The sequence below is a fragment of the Sphingosinicella xenopeptidilytica genome (assembly GCF_042676985.1).
Taxonomy (GTDB): domain Bacteria; phylum Pseudomonadota; class Alphaproteobacteria; order Sphingomonadales; family Sphingomonadaceae; genus Sphingosinicella; species Sphingosinicella xenopeptidilytica.
Map to the genome: position 1 here is coordinate 26,567 of NZ_JBHTIK010000011.1, position 14,991 is coordinate 41,557.

17 protein-coding genes are annotated in these 14,991 nt (G+C 67.9%); 14 read left to right on the forward strand and 3 right to left on the reverse strand.

Going from position 1 to position 14,991, the window contains the following annotated elements; genetic code table 11:
- Both ACFQ00_RS14535 and ACFQ00_RS14540 read right to left on the reverse strand, forming a co-directional pair.
- Window positions 1-1,539 (reverse strand): hypothetical protein, encoded by a 1,539-nt coding sequence (locus tag ACFQ00_RS14535; protein WP_381492281.1) that lies wholly within the window; start codon window positions 1,537-1,539, stop codon window positions 1-3.
- A 204-nt stretch (window positions 1,540-1,743) separates the two neighbouring features.
- Entirely contained in the window at window positions 1,744-2,520 is a 777-nt protein-coding gene (locus tag ACFQ00_RS14540) for a hypothetical protein (RefSeq protein ID WP_381492284.1), read from the reverse strand.
- A gap of 67 nt (window positions 2,521-2,587) precedes the next feature.
- On the opposite strand from ACFQ00_RS14540, the gene ACFQ00_RS14545 reads away from it, so the two are divergent.
- The 14 genes from ACFQ00_RS14545 (at window position 2,588) to ACFQ00_RS14610 (ending at window position 14,619) form a co-directional block, all read left to right on the forward strand.
- Entirely contained in the window at window positions 2,588-3,370 is a 783-nt protein-coding gene (locus ACFQ00_RS14545) for a prepilin peptidase (RefSeq protein WP_381492287.1), read from the forward strand.
- A gap of 95 nt (window positions 3,371-3,465) precedes the next feature.
- A complete protein-coding gene (locus ACFQ00_RS14550; RefSeq protein ID WP_381492290.1) occupies window positions 3,466-4,251 on the forward strand; it encodes a type II secretion system protein N in 786 nt (261 codons plus the stop codon).
- Window positions 4,248-6,320, forward strand: coding sequence for a type II secretion system secretin GspD (gene gspD / locus ACFQ00_RS14555; protein WP_381492293.1), 2,073 nt, complete (start codon window positions 4,248-4,250; stop codon window positions 6,318-6,320). The genes ACFQ00_RS14550 and gspD overlap by 4 nt, the downstream gene beginning before the upstream one ends.
- 5 nt (window positions 6,321-6,325) lie before the next feature.
- Complete coding sequence (gene gspE, locus ACFQ00_RS14560; protein WP_381492296.1) at window positions 6,326-7,846, forward strand: type II secretion system ATPase GspE; 1,521 nt, start codon at window positions 6,326-6,328, stop codon at window positions 7,844-7,846.
- Window positions 7,833-9,059, forward strand: a complete 1,227-nt coding sequence (gene gspF / locus ACFQ00_RS14565; RefSeq protein ID WP_381492299.1) for a type II secretion system inner membrane protein GspF — start codon at window positions 7,833-7,835, stop codon at window positions 9,057-9,059. The genes gspE and gspF overlap by 14 nt, the downstream gene beginning before the upstream one ends.
- Window positions 9,060-9,067: 8 nt before the next feature.
- Window positions 9,068-9,511 carry a type II secretion system major pseudopilin GspG gene (gene gspG / locus ACFQ00_RS14570; RefSeq protein WP_374598674.1) on the forward strand — a complete coding sequence of 148 codons (444 nt, stop codon included), beginning with the start codon at window positions 9,068-9,070 and terminating at the stop codon, window positions 9,509-9,511.
- Entirely contained in the window at window positions 9,480-9,953 is a 474-nt protein-coding gene (locus ACFQ00_RS14575) for a GspH/FimT family pseudopilin (RefSeq protein ID WP_381492303.1), read from the forward strand. The genes gspG and ACFQ00_RS14575 overlap by 32 nt, the downstream gene beginning before the upstream one ends.
- Entirely contained in the window at window positions 9,940-10,305 is a 366-nt protein-coding gene (gspI, locus tag ACFQ00_RS14580) for a type II secretion system minor pseudopilin GspI (protein WP_381492306.1), read from the forward strand. Before ACFQ00_RS14575 ends, gspI begins: the two co-directional genes overlap by 14 nt.
- Complete coding sequence (gene gspJ, locus ACFQ00_RS14585; RefSeq protein WP_381492309.1) at window positions 10,302-10,910, forward strand: type II secretion system minor pseudopilin GspJ; 609 nt, start codon at window positions 10,302-10,304, stop codon at window positions 10,908-10,910. The genes gspI and gspJ overlap by 4 nt, the downstream gene beginning before the upstream one ends.
- The gene (gspK, locus tag ACFQ00_RS14590) at window positions 10,907-11,890 is read left to right on the forward strand and encodes a type II secretion system minor pseudopilin GspK (RefSeq protein ID WP_381492311.1); all 984 of its coding nucleotides are present in this window, start codon (window positions 10,907-10,909) and stop codon (window positions 11,888-11,890) included. Before gspJ ends, gspK begins: the two co-directional genes overlap by 4 nt.
- Window positions 11,887-12,978 carry a type II secretion system protein GspL gene (gene gspL, locus ACFQ00_RS14595; protein ID WP_381492314.1) on the forward strand — a complete coding sequence of 364 codons (1,092 nt, stop codon included), beginning with the start codon at window positions 11,887-11,889 and terminating at the stop codon, window positions 12,976-12,978. Before gspK ends, gspL begins: the two co-directional genes overlap by 4 nt.
- Window positions 12,978-13,454 carry a type II secretion system protein GspM gene (gene gspM / locus ACFQ00_RS14600; protein ID WP_381492317.1) on the forward strand — a complete coding sequence of 159 codons (477 nt, stop codon included), beginning with the start codon at window positions 12,978-12,980 and terminating at the stop codon, window positions 13,452-13,454. The genes gspL and gspM overlap by 1 nt, the downstream gene beginning before the upstream one ends.
- Window positions 13,451-14,158, forward strand: coding sequence for a type II secretion system protein N (gene gspN / locus ACFQ00_RS14605; RefSeq protein WP_381492320.1), 708 nt, complete (start codon window positions 13,451-13,453; stop codon window positions 14,156-14,158). The genes gspM and gspN overlap by 4 nt, the downstream gene beginning before the upstream one ends.
- A complete protein-coding gene (locus ACFQ00_RS14610) occupies window positions 14,155-14,619 on the forward strand; it encodes a hypothetical protein (protein WP_381492323.1) in 465 nt (154 codons plus the stop codon). Before gspN ends, ACFQ00_RS14610 begins: the two co-directional genes overlap by 4 nt.
- On the opposite strand, the gene ACFQ00_RS14615 is transcribed toward ACFQ00_RS14610, so the two are convergent.
- The gene (locus ACFQ00_RS14615) at window positions 14,616-14,975 is read right to left on the reverse strand and encodes a hypothetical protein (RefSeq protein WP_381492327.1); all 360 of its coding nucleotides are present in this window, start codon (window positions 14,973-14,975) and stop codon (window positions 14,616-14,618) included. The two genes, ACFQ00_RS14610 and ACFQ00_RS14615, sit on opposite strands and share 4 nt — an antisense overlap.
- Window positions 14,976-14,991: the final 16 nt, after the last annotated feature.

Genomic DNA, 14,991 nt, shown 5'->3' on the forward strand with positions numbered 1-14,991 from the left:
TCAGTTCGCCGGATTGACGGTGCACGAGGAACCGCTGCCGAGGCCGCAGGTCCAGCCCTGCCACCACGTGTCGGCACTGTTCTTCACGGCGCCGATGTAGTCCACGTTGCGGAAGAAGCTGTTGACCGTGGCAAGGTTGGAGACGGCGGTAACGGCTGTTTCGTTGGCCCCGTTGATGAACTTGGGTCCGTCGGCGAAGACGCTGGCCAGCGTCGAGGTGCCGGACGGCGTGTTGTTGTTGCCGGCCACTTCGAACAGCGCCTGAATCTGCGCCGCCGTGACGTTCGTGTCGTCGACGTAGGGCGCCGCGCAGGCGAAGAACACCGACTTGAAGACAGGCGGGCCCTTCTCGTCGGTGCCGGCACCGGCAGCCTGGATGGTGGCTGCGCCGTCGATGTCGAGGCACTGCGACGAAGCGGGCGCTGAAACGACCCAGTTGGTGAGCTGGTAATCGCCGCCGCCGCGCAGCAGGATGGCCGGGCCGGCATTGGCCGCGACCGTGACGTTGGCGAAGTGCGTGTCCTGACGGACGGTTTCGTTGACCGACCCGTCACCCGTACCGGCTTCCCATACATAGTCGCCGCCGGCAGCGCCGACAGCGGTGCGCTGCGTGACGATCACGAACTGGTTGACGCCGCTGTAGCCGTTGTCGGTGTCGATCGAGTCGTCGTCGTTACCGGTGAGCACGAGATAGCGACCGTTCACCGTGCCGCCGAACCACTCGATGCCATCGTCCGAGCTGTTGTTGACCTGCACGTACTCGATTGTCGTGCCGCTACCGACACCCGCGAGCGTGATACCGTTCAGCTCGTTGCCGGCCGAAAGTGCGAAGCCCGAGTAGCGGAGCTGGAAGTATTTCAGGGTGCCGCTGCTGTCGTTCGCGACGCCGCCGCCATAGTAGGCGTTCGTAACACCTTCGACCGCGGCCTGGCAGCCCGCCGTTCCAGGCGTCGTGCCGCCTGCCGAGCAGGTGCCGATCGGCGCACGGCCGAGGATGACGAGACCGCCCCACTGGCCGATGCTCTCGGAGGTTGCAGTGCCCACGATGTTGGCGCGGCTGGTGAAGATCACCGGCTGGGTCGCGGTGCCTTCGGCGACGAGCCGCGAGCCGCGATTGACGACGAGCGCATCGGCACCCGAAGAGCCGAACACGACGACGCCGGGGTCGACGGTGAGCGTTGCGGAGGTGCCGCCCGGCGCTGTTCCGTCGGAGCCGATGTCCACGCCGACCTGCACGACGCCGGACAGCGAGTAGACGAGGCCGGCGATCTTCGGCAGCGCGAGGTTGCTGGTGATCGTGCCGGAGATCTGGCAATTCCGCAGATCAGCGACCGTGCCGACGTTGCTTGTGCCCGTGGGGCAGTCGGTGGGCGTCGGTGTCGGAGTTGGTGTCGGCGTGGGGGTCGGTGTAGGTGTCGGGGTGGGCGTGGGGGTCGGCGTCACAATGACGCCCTCACCGGGGGATGCAACGTCGTCCGCGCCGCAGGCGACGAGCGCAAGCGCGGAACCAAGCATCAGGAAACTGCGGAGATGTGACATTGATGCACCCCTTTGTGGTGGTTGGCCGAAGGGCAGACACCACGACTCCGTGTGGCGGCTGCTGTCCCGAGCCGGACGCCTAGGGGTGATTCATGATGGAAATATTACAAATTTCGCAATGTTTTGCGAACACGTATTGTGACAATTCAAATCATTACTTTCACGATACTTTCGTGAAACTGAAACAATTCTGTCACAATGCAGTTAGTCGGTGAAGTCGACCACCGCTTCGCGGGCCTGTCCGTCGCGCATGTAGCCGATCACGACGCGTTTCGACTGGGCAAGCTCGTCAGCGAGCTCCATCACCTTTTCCTCGTCGTGGAGGCCGCCGCCGTTGATCGTGCTGACGATATCGCCGTCCTTCAGGCCCGCGCGTGCGAAGAACGGCATCGTAGACACCTTGCGCACGCGGAAGCCGAGCATCGCCTCGCCCTGCTCTTCGCGGACGAGGCCGAGCTGGAACGCCAGCGTCTGGCGGCGGCGATTGTCGCCGCTGAACGCCGCACGCGACAGCGTGGGGGCTTTCGGTGCGGTGCCGGGCTTCGTCTTCGGATCCGCTGTTACGAGCGTCGCCGCGGGCGCGGTGCCGTCGAAGGTGAGCAGCGGCACTTTCAGCCGTGTGTCGCCGCGCGCAAGGATGATGTGCCCGGGCGCAGCGCTTTCCAGCACGATGCCGGGCAGGAGCTGGCGGCCGATCGACACGCGCTGCTGCGCATCGCTGCCGACCGAGACGATCGCAGCGTTCCCCAGCGTTCCGTACACGCGCACCTGCGCGACGTCCGCGGGAGTCAGCGTTGGCGCGGGCGGCGGCGTGGGTGGCGGCGGAGCCTGCACCACGGCGGGCATGGGCAGCGGCGCTGGCGGAGGCGACGCGGTTTCGGACCAGAACGCGAGGATTGCCACAGCACTGGCGCCCGCCGCGAAAAGCAGCGCCAGCCGGACCGTCCCGGGGTTGAGCCTGTTGCCGATTGTGATAGCCACAGGAAAGCCGGTTAGGCCGGGTGCATGACAGATTTGCGACAACGGAGAGGGGCGCGCGGTCTTGTCGGTGAGCGGAAACGTCGGATTGCTTCTGGCCTGCGGGTTTCTTGCCGGTGCCATCATCGGCAGCTTCCTCGCGCTCGTTGCCGAGCGCCTGCCGCAGGGGCGCCCGGTTGTCGGCGGACGCTCGCAGTGCGACGCGTGCGGGCGCACGCTTGGGCCGCTCGAGCTGATCCCCTTGTTTTCCGTCCTCGTGCTGCGCGGCCGATGCCGGGGCTGCGGCGCTGCGATTCCGGCGTTTACGTGGATCATGGAACTGCTTGCGGGCGTCGTCGGGCTGCTCGCCGCGCTGCTCGCGCGGACGCCCGTCGATCTCGTGTGGGCGGTGTTCGGGTGGCTGCTGCTGCTGCTCGCGGCGCTCGATCTCCGGCATTACTGGCTGCCGCAGCGGCTCACCGCGCTCCTCGCGCTGACGGGTGTCGCGGCTTTGTTCATCACGCGCGGTGACGTGGCGGCTTCGCTGATCGGCGGCGCGGCCGGGTTTCTCGGCCTTGAAGCAGTGCGCGTCGGCTACCGGCTGCTGAGGGGCCGCGAGGGGATCGGTGGCGGCGACCCCTTGCTGCTCGGCGGCATCGGGCTCTGGATGGGCTGGCAGGCGCTGCCGTTCGTGATGGTTGTCGCCTCGCTCGTCGGCTTTGCGCTCATTGCGCTCTGGAAGCTGCGCGGCGTGGAGGTCGGCGCGGCGACGCGGGTTCCGCTCGGCGCCTGTCTCGCAATTGCGGCGATCGGTGTCTGGGCGGCGGCGGCGCGTGTTCCCATCGTTCCGCTGGCGTTGCTATACGCCTCTTAACAATGTCCCGATATGACACGCGATGGCGCTCGCCGTCATCAAACTGACATGCTAACTCCCTAGCGGGGCGATTTCGTGAAGGCGGGCCGGACGGAATGGGGTTCACTGACAGGCAATGGCTGCAGCGATTGAACGCGCGCAGCCTCGTGGCGGCAGCGCAGATTCTGCTGGCGCTGCTGCTTGCCTTGGCCGTCGCGCGGCTCGTGTGGGCGCTGCTGGTGCCGATCGGTCCGGTGGGCGCGCCGCCCTCGCCGACGCTCTCCGCACGGTCCGATGCCGTGCTCGGCCGATTCGATCCGTTTTTCCAGATGCTTGACGGCGGCGGGCCTACCGTCGTCTCCGACCTCGCCATCGATCTCTACGGCACGCGCGTCGACAACGTCAGCGGGCGCGGATCGGCGATTATCGGCGTCGACGGCACGCAGCGTAGCTTCCTCGTCGGCGAGGAGATCATGCCCGGCGTCACGCTGCACAGCGTCGCATTCGACAGCGTCACGGTGAGCCGGGGCGGGGCGCTCGAGCAGCTTTTCCTCGATCAGTCCGTACCCGCGCGCGCCGTTTCGCCGACACCTGCGCCTGTGACGGATACGCCGGCGGCGCAGGTTCCGCTGGAGCGCGTGTCACGGGAGATCACCGGCGAACTCGTGCGCCGCGGCGGCGGGGTGGAAGGCCTTGCGCTGAAACCCGTGGGAAGTGGCGGATTGTTTAACGAAATCGGCTTAAAGGCAGGAGACGTGCTGCTTGCGGCGAACGGCGTCCGAATCGATTCAGAGACGTCGGCCGGAAACATCGCGAACCTCATCGGCGACAACGACGTCGCGGTGCTGGAAATCAGGCGTGGGGCCGAGGTGCAGACTGTGACGTTCGAGATCGTTCGGTGAGGGCGGGCCGCTTCCTGATCGGCGCGGCGCTCGCGCTCGCCTTCGCGGTGCCCGCGCCCGCGCAGCAGGTGATCAACCTGCGCGACGCCGATATCCGCGCCTATATCGAAGATGTCGCGCGCACCACGGGGCGCACGTTCATCATCGATCCCGCCGTGCAGGGCAAGGTTTCGGTCGTTGCCGACCGGCCGCTCTCGCGCACGCAGTATTTCGAGGTTTTTCTCTCCACGCTGCGCGCGAACGGCTTCATCGCCATTCCCACGGACGGCGGCGCCTTCCGCATCGCGCCCGCCGCGAACGCCGCGCAGCAGCCGACGCGCGGCGGCAGCAGTAGCTTCGTCACGCAGGTCATCGATCTGAAGTCGATCGACACGCAATCCGCCATCGAGGCGCTGCGTCCGCTCGTGAGCGCGCAGGGGCAGATCACCGCGAGCAAGAGCGGCAGCTCCGTTGTCATCGCGGACTATGCGGACAATCTCGCGCGCGTGCGTTCGGTGTTGAAGGAGATCGACCGCGACCGCACGTCGATGCGCCTCATCACGCTCGACAACGCCGGCGCGCGCGAAATCGCCACGGCGATCGAATCGGTGTCGCGCGCTGCGGGTTCGGATGGTGCGGGTGCGGTTTCGGTGATCGCGGTGGACAGTTCGAACAGCGTCATCCTGCGCGGCGATCCCGAAGCGGTGGGGCGCATGGCTGCGATCGTCTCCGATCTCGACAAGCGCGCCTCGGCAGGCACGGATATTCAGGTCGTGTTCCTGCAGAACGCCGATGCGGGCGCGCTGCTCCCGGTGCTCCAGCAGATCGCGGGGCAGCAGGTGCAGGTCACTGTGGTGAACAGTGCGCCGCAGTCGGGCGAGAACGGGCAGATGTCGAATGCGGCGCCAAGCGTTTCCACGACGCCCGCGGGCAGCGCCCCGCCGGGACCGGGCCGCGCCGTCATCGCGCGCTATGAAGGCGCGAACGCGCTCGTCATCTCCGCGCCGCCCGATGTGCAGCGCTCGCTCAATGAGGTGATTCGCAAGCTCGACGTGCGGCAGGAGCAGGTGCTCGTCGAAGCGATCATCGTCGAGGTTTCCGACAATGCGGCGAAGCAGCTCGGCGTCCAGTTCCTGCTCGCGGGCACGGGAAGCAACAGCGTTCCGTTCGCTGTCACAAATTATTCAAACAGCGCGCCCAATCTGCTGGCGATTGCAGGAGCCATCGGTGCGCGCGAACTTGATAGAACACAGACCACGACAAGCGACGGCGTCACCACGACGGGCCGCACCTCGTCCTCGGCTGGCGACGCCCTCGAACAGGCGGCGGTGCAGTCGCTGCTCGGCGTGTCCGGCTCGCTGTTCGGCTTCGGCGGCGAGATCGGCAACGATGCGCTGTTCGGCGCGGTGATCAACGCCGTGAAATCCGATACCGCCTCCAACGTGCTGTCGACGCCGTCGATCATGACGCTCGACAACCAGGAGGCGAAGATTCTCGTCGGCCAGGAAGTGCCGATGACGACGGGCGAGGCGCTGTCGCCCAACTTCGACAACGCCTTCCGCACCGTGCAGCGGCAGGATGTCGGCGTCCAGTTGCAGGTGAAGCCGCAGATCAATGCCGGCGGCGCGATCAAACTGTTCCTGCGGCAGGAAGTCTCTTCGATCGCCGGACCGGTCGCGACGGGGTCCTCGGACCTCATCATCAACAAGCGCGAGATCGAGACGACCGTGACGGTTGACGACGGCGACATCATCGCGCTCGGCGGCCTCATCGACGAGAACGAGCGCCGCACGATCGAGAAGGTGCCGCTGCTCGGCGATATTCCCGTGGTCGGGGAGCTTTTCAAAAGCCGGTCGCGCAGCCGCACGAAGACCAACCTGATGATCTTCATCCGCCCCACGATCGTGCGCAGCCGGCAGGATGCGCAGGCGATCAGCGCGCGCCGCTTCAACTACACGCGTGAAATGCAGCGGGAACGCTATCCCAAGCAGGAACCGTCGCTCGACGCGCTGGTGCGCGATTACATGGGCGCTGCCCCGCCGGTTGCGCCCCCGGTCGTGCGCTCCCCCGCGCCGCCGCCCTCGGAGTAGGACCAATGACGGCCGGCGACGCCGCACCGCTGCCTTCCGAACGCCCGATCCAGATTCCCTATGCCTTCGCGAAGCGCTTCGGCGTCATCGTGCTTGAGGATGAAGGCGCGGAGATCGGGGTTGGCCTGCGTGAAGGTGACGATCCGCGCGCGCTCACCGAAGTGCGCCGCATCCTTGGCCGCCCGATCGTCGTGCGTTTCGTCCCGCGTCGCGATTTCGAACGTCTGCTGCAGGAACGCTACGCAACCGACGGCCTCAGCGCCGAGCAGGTGTCGGACCGTCTCGGCGAGGTCGGCGATCTCGGCGCGCTCGCCGAGGACATTCCCGCCGCCGAAGACCTTCTCGACACGCAGGACGACGCTCCCGTCATCCGCCTCATCAACGGCGTCATCGCCGAAGCGGTGCGGCAGGGCGCGTCCGATATCCACGTCGAGCCCTACGAGAGTTCGCTGATCGTCCGCCTGCGCGTCGATGGCGTGCTGCGCGAGGCGCTGCGCTTGCCCGCCAAAGTCGCGCCGCTCGTTGTCAGCCGCATCAAGGTGATGGCGCGCCTCGACATCGCCGAGCGCCGCCTGCCGCAGGACGGACGCATCGGGCTCTCGCTCGGCGGCCGCGCGCTCGATGTGCGCGTCTCGACATTGCCCTCCCGCCACGGCGAGCGCGTCGTGCTGCGTATCCTCGACAAGGAACAGGCCGAACTCGGCCTCGAAGATCTCGGGATGCCCGCCGACCTGCTCCGCATCGTTTCCGATGCGCTGAAGGAACCGCACGGCATCATCCTCGTCACCGGCCCCACCGGATCGGGCAAGACGACGACGCTCTATTCGGGTCTGCGCCTGCTGAACGACGGCACGCGCAACATCCTCACCGTCGAAGACCCGATCGAATATGCGATCGACGGCGTCGGGCAGACGCAGGTGAACACCAAGGTCGGCATGACCTTCGCGGGTGGCCTTCGCGCCATCCTCCGGCAAGACCCCGACGTCGTGATGGTCGGCGAAATCCGCGATACCGAAACGGCGGACATCGCCGTGCAGGCCTCGCTCACCGGCCACCTCGTGCTCTCCACGGTTCACACCAACGATGCCGTCGGCGCGATCACGCGCCTCAAGGATCTCGGTGTCGAAACCTTCCTGCTGGCCTCGTCGCTGCGCCTCGTCGTCGCGCAGCGGCTGGTGCGGCGGCTGTGCAGCGTCTGTTCGCAGCCCGTGCAGGCGAGCGCTGCCGATGCCGCCCCATTGGGCCTCGATGCGGGTGTCGTCATCCGCCATGCGGTCGGTTGCCCGTCGTGCGCCAACACCGGCTTCCGCGGCCGCATCGGCGTCTACGAGGCGGTACGCATCGACGAGGATATCCGCCAGCTCATCCTGTCGGGTGCCGACGAGGCGGTGATCGCACGGCAGGCGTTCGGCCGCGCGCCGAACCTTGCGGCGGCGGTGCGGCGTCTCGTCGTCGACGGCAAGACTACGGTTGAAGAGGCGGTGCGGATCATGCGCCGGGACTCGGCGGTCGATGCCGACCTTTGATTATCTCGCGCTCGACACCGCGGGCCGCGAGCGCACGGGTACGCTGACCGCTGCCAGCGAGGGCGATGCGCGTGCGCTTCTCGAACGCCGAAAGCTGCTCCCCGTGCGTCTCGGTGCCGTCGCTGCTGAGGCGCGCACCGCACCGGTACCTACGCTCAGTTCCGGTCTCGGCCGGCGCAAGCTCTCCACCAAGGCGCTCACGCTGTTCACGCGCCAGCTCGCGACACTGATCTCGGTGTCGCCGCTCGAAGAAGCGCTGCGTTCGATCGCCCTGCAGTCGGAACAGAAGCGCGTCGCCGATGTGGTCTGGCGCGTGCACGGCGGTGTCGTCGAAGGCCGCCGCCTTGCTGATGCGATGGCGCTCGAATCCGCAAGCTTCCCGCCGCTCTACCGCGCGATGGTCGCGGCGGGCGAAGGTTCGGGCGGCATGACCGAGATCCTCGAACGTCTCGCTGATCTCCACGAGCGGCAGGCGGAGGTACGCGGCAAGATCCTCACCGCGCTCGCCTATCCGGCGATGCTCGCGCTCGTCGCGCTGCTCATCGTCATCGGCATGATGACCTACGTGATCCCCAAGGTCGTCGAGCAGTTCAACGACATGGGGCAGGAATTGCCGCTGCTCACGCGCATCGTCATCGGCATTTCTGAATTCATGACAAGCTACAGCCTCATCGTGCTGGCACTCATTGGCATCGGCGTCGTGGTCTTCGGGCGCATGATGCAGCGCGAGGATTTCCACCTGAAGGTCGATCGCCGGCTGCTCGGGATTCCCCTCATCGGCCGTCTGCTGCGCGATCTTCACGCCGCACGCCTTGCGCGCACGCTTTCCACGATGGTCGACAACGGGATGCCGCTGCTCGACGGCCTCGCCGTCACCTCGCGCACCATCCGCAACCGCGTGCTGCGCGGCGCGACCGAGGACATGGTGGAATCGATCCGCGAAGGCGGCAGCCTCTCCGGCTCGATGCGCCGCACCGGCATCTTCCCGCCGCTTCTCGTCCACATGACCGCGTCGGGTGAATCGAGCGGCAAGCTCGCGCAGATGCTCGGCCGCGCCGCCGACTACATGGAGCGCGAGTTCGACGCCTTCACGAAAAGCGCACTCAGCCTGCTCGAACCGCTCATCATCGTCATCATGGGCGGTGTGATTGCGACAATCGTGCTATCCATCCTGCTGCCGATCCTGCAGCTCGACACCATTGCCATCAAGTGAGGTTCCCCGTGCAGACGCCCGAACAGAAGAAGAAACGCGAAGACGGGTTCACGCTCGTGGAACTGATGGTCGTGCTCGCCATCATCGGCCTGCTCACGACGTTCGTGGTCATCAACGTGCTGCCGAGCCAGGACCGCGCGATGGTGGAGAAAGCGCGCGCCGATATCGCGCTGATCGGTCAGGCGATGGAAATGTACCGCATCGACAACATGACCTACCCGCGCACAGAAGACGGCCTGCAGGCCCTCGTCACACCGCCTGCCACGCTGGCGCGGCCGGATCGTTATCGCAGCGGCGGTTATCTCCAGCGGCTTCCGGCAGACCCGTGGGGCAATCCCTATCAGTACGCGTTCCCCGGTACGAACGGCCGCTTCGACATTTTTTCGTTCGGCGCGGACGGCAAGCCGGGCGGGGAAGGGGATGATGCCGATCTCGGCAACTGGCAGAATTAGCGCCGAGCGCGGCTTCACCCTCGTCGAGATGATGGTGGTGCTGGCGATCGTCGGGCTGATGACGGCGGTCGTGGTAGTGAATCTGCCGTCTTCGGAATCGACGCTGGCGCGCGAGAGCGAGCGCCTTGCCGCGCGGCTGCTGGCGGCGCGCGATCACGCTATTCTGGCGAACCGCGAGACCTCCGCGATCCTCGATGCGCGCGGCTACCGTTTCGTCGAGCGGCAGGGCAAGACGTGGAAGCCGCTCGCCGACGAACCGCTTGGCGAGGCGGCGTGGCGCGGCGGGACAACGCCCGCGCTCCCTGAAAACGGCGAGCTCCGCGTCAGTTTCGACAGCGTCGGCATGAGCGAGGCGCAGGCGCTGACGCTGATGAACGACGACAAGCGCACCGTCGTGCGCGTGCTTGGCTCGGGTGAGGTGCGGGTCGATGCGGGGGCGTGAGCACGGCTTCACGCTGATCGAGGTCATGGTCGCGATGGCCGTGCTCGGCCTCGCCGTGCTCGCGCTGATCCGCCTCGGCGCCGCCAACGCGCTGACGGCAGGCCGCGTCGAGGACGTGCTCCTCGCCGATATCGTCGCCGAGAACGCCGTCGTCGATGCACTCACCCAGCCCGAGCCGCCTCCGCTCGGCGAGACCAGCGGCACGGTGGTGAACGCCGGCGTGAACTGGAACGTGACGCGGCAGGTCGCGCGCACCGAAAACGCGCGCCTCATCCGCATTTCCGTCGCCGTGCGCGGCCCCGGCGGCGCGGCGGGCGATCTCACGGCCTTCCGGGGCGTTACCGCGCCGTGAGGAACGGCTTCACCCTCGTCGAGACGCTGGTCGCGCTCTTCGTCTTCTCGCTGCTCGCGGCGGCGGCTGTCGTCGTGCTCGGCAACTCCGCCGACGCGCAGCTTCGCCTGTCGGACGTGTCGACGTCGGTGCAGGATTTCCAGCGTCTGCGCGCCGCGCTCCGCGCCGATCTCGCGCAGGCGGCCGAGCGTATGCCGCGCGGCGAAGCGGGGGAGGCGCGTCCGGCATTCGAAGGCGCCGACGGCAACGGGCGCCTGTTCGCATTCGTACGGCGCGGCTGGGAAAACCCTGGCGCCGCGCCGCGCGCATCGCTGCAATATGTCGAATACCGGCTCGAAAACGATGCCATCGTGCGCCGCGCCCGGCCGATGGTGGACGGCGCGGCATTCGGCGAGCCTGCGGTGCTGGCGAAGGGCGTGAGCAGCGTCGATGTCGCCTACCGCGCCGCGCCGGACCCGACACCCGGCGCGGTCGCAACCGCCGATTGGCGCGCGGCATGGGATCCGCTGCAGCCGAGCATCCTGCCGCTCGCCGTCCGCATAGACGCGACCACGGCGCGCTTCGGCGTCGTGCGCCAGCTTTTCCTCACGCAGGTGCCGCTATGAAGCGGCGTATGCGCGAGCGCGGCATGGCGCTGCTCACCGTGCTGATGCTGGTGGCGGTGATGGGCGCGCTCACCGCGACCGCGCTCGAAACCATCAACCGCTCAGTGCGCATGGCGGGCAACAGCCGCGTCGCCATGCAGGCGCGCTACACCGTGCTCGGCGCCGAAGTGATGGCGCTCGAACGCATCGCCGCGCTCGTCAGCACGGCAGGCGAACAATTGCCCGCCGGTTGGAGCGGCCGCGAATTCGTGTTCCCGACGCCCGACAAGACCGGAACCATCCGTGCCCGCGTCTCCGATGGCGGCAACTGCTTCAACCTCAACAGCGTCGCGGACGGCGGCTCTCCCACGACGCTGCGCGCCCGCCCGCGCGGCATCGCGCAGTTCACGGCATTGATGACAACGCTCGGCATTTCCGAAGCCCAGGCGCGCCGCGCCGCCTTCACGCTCGCGGACTGGATCGACGCGGATTCGGTGCCGCTGCCCCTCGGCGGCGAGGATGAAGCCTACACGGGGCTGTCGCCCGCGTACCGCACGGGAAATACGATGCTCGCTGAAGTCAGCGAACTGCGCGCGGTTGCGGGGATCACGCCGGAAATCTATGAAGTCGTGAGACCTTGGGTATGCGCCTTGCCGACAACTGAACTTTCACCGATCAACGTCAACACGCTCGAAGCGGCCCAGGCGCCGCTTCTGACGATGATCCTGCCGGGGCGGCTCACGCCCGATGCGGCGCGTCAGGTGATGGCGGGCCGTCCGGCGGGTGGCTGGACCGACGTTCTCGATTTCTGGGAACACCCCGTGCTCGCGGCGCTGTCGCCGTCGAGCGAGGAGCTTGATCAGGTGAAGCTGACCTCGCGCTGGTTCGCGCTCGAGATCGATATGGAGATGCCGGGCACCGCGCTCACCGAAACCGCGCTGCTCGATGTCTCGCGCGATCGCACGCGCGTTGTCGAGCGCCGCTGGACGGTCGAGGAATGAGCCGCCGCCTTTTCGTTCTGCTCCCCGCCTCGGGGACGGCCCTGCGCTGGCGCACGCAGGGCGAAGACGGGCGCACGCTCGCGTCCGGGCTGCTCGTCGACGATGCCGAGGCGCAGATCGACGAGGACACGCGCGTCACCGCGATCGTGCCGGGCAGTGCCGTGTCGCTGCACTGGGTGGAGCTCCCGGCAGCGTCCGCCGCGCAGGCCGCGGCCGCCGCGCGCCACCTCGCCGCCGATTTCGTCGCTGCGCCGATTGCCGATCAGCACGTCGCGGCGGCGGAAGGCGCGGATACCGCCGGTCGCCGCCTCATCGGTATCGTCGACAAGGGCGTGATGGCGGGCTGGCTCGCCGCGCTCACACACCACGGCCTCGATCCCGACGAGATGGTGCCCGCGCCGCTGATGCTGCCCGTGATCGAGGATGCCGTCAGCACGCTCCGCGCGGGCGACATGCTGCTCGTGCGGGCGCCTGATCTCGCGCTCGAGACAGAGCCCGCGCTTGCCGAAATGCTGATCGGCGGGCGTCCGCTGCGGCCGATCCTGCGCGATATCCTCGATCTTCCTGCCTATCCCGAGGTGCCGCTCAATCTCCGGCAGGGCGAATTCCGCAAGGCCGCCCCGCGTGCGTTCGGCCGTGCCGATATCCGGCGCATGGCGCTGCTCGCGGCAGGCATCGTCGCGGCATGGCTCGGCGCCGATCTCGCGCTCGCGCTGCGCCACCACTTCGCGGCGAACGCGCTGGAGGCGGAGATAAATACGCTCGCCGCGAAAGCGCTGCCGGGCACGGCGATCACCGATCCGGCCTTGCAGCTTCAGCAGCGCTACGCCGCGTCGGCATCCGGTGGCGGTTTCACCGGCATGGCGGCGTCGCTGTTCGGCGCGCTGCAGGCGAGCGGCACGATCCGGCTCGAATCGCTGCGCTACGAGCCGACGGGCGCGATGCGCGCGACGCTGATCGCGCCGATGGGCGCTACTGTCGATCCTGTGAAACAGCGCATGGCGGCGGATGGGTTGAACCTCGTCGAGGGCGCCTCGCGCAGCGGTGACAACGGCCAGCGGATCGATGTCGAGGTGACGCGCCTGTGATGCAAACAGCGTTAACATGGTGGAACGGCCGCGATGCGCGCGAGCAGCGCCTGCTTGGTGTCCTCGGCATCATCGTGCTCGCGATGCTCTTCTGGCTCGTGATCCTGCGGCCGCTCGCGGCGTTCCGGGAAAGTGCCGCCGAGCGCCACGACCGTATCGCCGCGCAGATGCCCTCGGTGCGCGCCGCCGCGGCAGGGATCGCTGCGGAGGGCGGGACCTCCGCCCGCAAGGACGCTCGCGCGGTGCGCGATGTCGTCGCCGCTTCAGCGAGCGCGGCGGGACTCGAATTCACCTCTACCCAGCCAGAAGATGGCGGCGGCGTGCGCGTCGGCATCGCAGCGGTGAAGCCGACCTTCCTGTTCGGCTGGATCGCGGGACTCGAGAAGGACGGTGTCGTCGCGGACCGCGTGCTCGTGCAGCGCAACGACGATTCCACTGTCTCGGCCGAGATCGGCTTTTCGGACAGCGGCGCATGACGGTGCTTCCGGCCCGTACGCTCGCCGCAGTGTTCGCCGCGGCGCTGGTTCTGTTCCTGCTGATCCTGTTCCCGCTGGCGTTCGCGCTGTCGCTGTCGCCGCTCCCGGCGCAGGGCTTCCACGCGCGCAGCGTTTCGGGCTCGATCTGGTCCGGGCACGCGGCGGGTGCGGGGTTCGGAAGCGCCTCGCTCGGCGATCTGCGCCTGTCGCTCTCGCCGCTCGCGCTTCTCACCGGCAAGGCGCGTTTCCGTTTCGCGCCAGAGGCGGAAGGAGCCGCGCCCGTCGGCGCGCTTGAGGCTGCGCGCGGCGCCTTCTCCGCCGAGGGCGTCACAGCTGCCATTCCGATGCCGCCGCTCGTGCCGGGCATAGCCGCGACGCTTTCGCTTCAGGATTTCAGCGTTGCCTTTGCGGACAAGGTCTGCCGCACCGCATCAGGCGCCGTCTCTGCCGACGTGCGGATGGAGACGTCCAGCATGTCGCTTGCGGGCACCGCGACCTGTGCCGATGGGCGCCTGCTGCTGCCGCTCACGGGGCGCACCCCGGCGGGCGATGCGAGCCTCTTCGTCCACGTCGCGGGCGATGCTGGCTACACCTACGAGATCAAGGTCGCGGGCGCGCCGGACACCGATGCCGGCCTGCTCGCCGCGGGTTTCGTGCGCGAAGGCGGCAATCTCGTGCTGCGCGGAGAGGGGCGCCTGCAATGAAGCGCGCCGCGATTCTGCTCGGCGCGCTGGCCGCTGCGTCCTGCGGCGGCGCGGGCGGTCCGGCACCGCGTCCGCTGGCGACCAGCATTTCCGCTGAACGTCCGCTCGCCGAGTTGCCGCAGCAGGAGCTTCAGCAGGGGCAGTGCGGCATGGCGCTCTGGCAGCGCACCGAGCCCGCGCGCCGCATCGCTTTCGTTCTGGATGAGCCGGCAACGATCCGCATCGTCGATGGCGGCAAGGTCATCGTGTTCGCGCGCACCGCGTCGGAAGGCGACCCCATCGTCCGCCACGCCTCCGTTCAGCGCTTCGCGGGCGCCGGGCACAGCATCGCCATCGATGTTCGCATCGAGCAGCGCGAAGGCCTGCTTGCGGGCGCCATCATTCCGCAAGGCACGCTGACCTGGCAGTCAGCGCGCGGTTCGGTCGTGCTTCCGGTCTTCGGCCTGATCGGCTGTCGTTAGTTGCGGGCGGCGGTCGCTGTCGTCTGCAGCGCTGATTTCGCGACCGCGTGGGCTGAGACGACGCTGCCGTCTGAAAGCACGAGCTGCATGTCGTCTTCTTCCAGCACCTTCGCATAAAGGTCGCGCGCGGCGAGATCGCGCTCGGTCACGCGGTAGATCTGCGCGAGGTTGAGCAGGCGGGCGGGATCGTCCGCGTTCGTCCGCGACAGTTGGGTTTCGGCCTTCTGCCAGTCGCCCTTGGTCATCGCGGCGTAGCCGAGCGAGCCCGGCGCGTAACCGATTTCGGCCTGCTGGGTGGGCGACGTGGTGCAGCCGGCAAGGAGCGCGGCGGCGGTGGCGGCAAACGCAAGTTTCATAGCGACACTCCCTCGG

Bases quoted from the DNA above. Each gene is read 5' to 3' on its own strand.
- gspK (WP_381492311.1), top strand. From the start codon at position 10,907: ATGAAGCGGCGTATGCGCGAGCGCGGCATGGCGCTGCTCACCGTGCTG.
- gspF (WP_381492299.1), top strand. From the start codon at position 7,833: ATGCCGACCTTTGATTATCTCGCGCTCGACACCGCGGGCCGCGAGCGC.
- gspL (WP_381492314.1), top strand. From the start codon at position 11,887: ATGAGCCGCCGCCTTTTCGTTCTGCTCCCCGCCTCGGGGACGGCCCTG.
- gspE (WP_381492296.1), top strand. From the start codon at position 6,326: ATGACGGCCGGCGACGCCGCACCGCTGCCTTCCGAACGCCCGATCCAG.
- ACFQ00_RS14535 (WP_381492281.1), bottom strand. From the start codon at position 1,539: ATGTCACATCTCCGCAGTTTCCTGATGCTTGGTTCCGCGCTTGCGCTC.
- ACFQ00_RS14615 (WP_381492327.1), bottom strand. From the start codon at position 14,975: ATGAAACTTGCGTTTGCCGCCACCGCCGCCGCGCTCCTTGCCGGCTGC.
- gspI (WP_381492306.1), top strand. From the start codon at position 9,940: ATGCGGGGGCGTGAGCACGGCTTCACGCTGATCGAGGTCATGGTCGCG.
- gspM (WP_381492317.1), top strand. From the start codon at position 12,978: ATGCAAACAGCGTTAACATGGTGGAACGGCCGCGATGCGCGCGAGCAG.
- ACFQ00_RS14550 (WP_381492290.1), top strand. From the start codon at position 3,466: ATGGGGTTCACTGACAGGCAATGGCTGCAGCGATTGAACGCGCGCAGC.
- gspN (WP_381492320.1), top strand. From the start codon at position 13,451: ATGACGGTGCTTCCGGCCCGTACGCTCGCCGCAGTGTTCGCCGCGGCG.
- ACFQ00_RS14610 (WP_381492323.1), top strand. From the start codon at position 14,155: ATGAAGCGCGCCGCGATTCTGCTCGGCGCGCTGGCCGCTGCGTCCTGC.
- ACFQ00_RS14575 (WP_381492303.1), top strand. From the start codon at position 9,480: ATGATGCCGATCTCGGCAACTGGCAGAATTAGCGCCGAGCGCGGCTTC.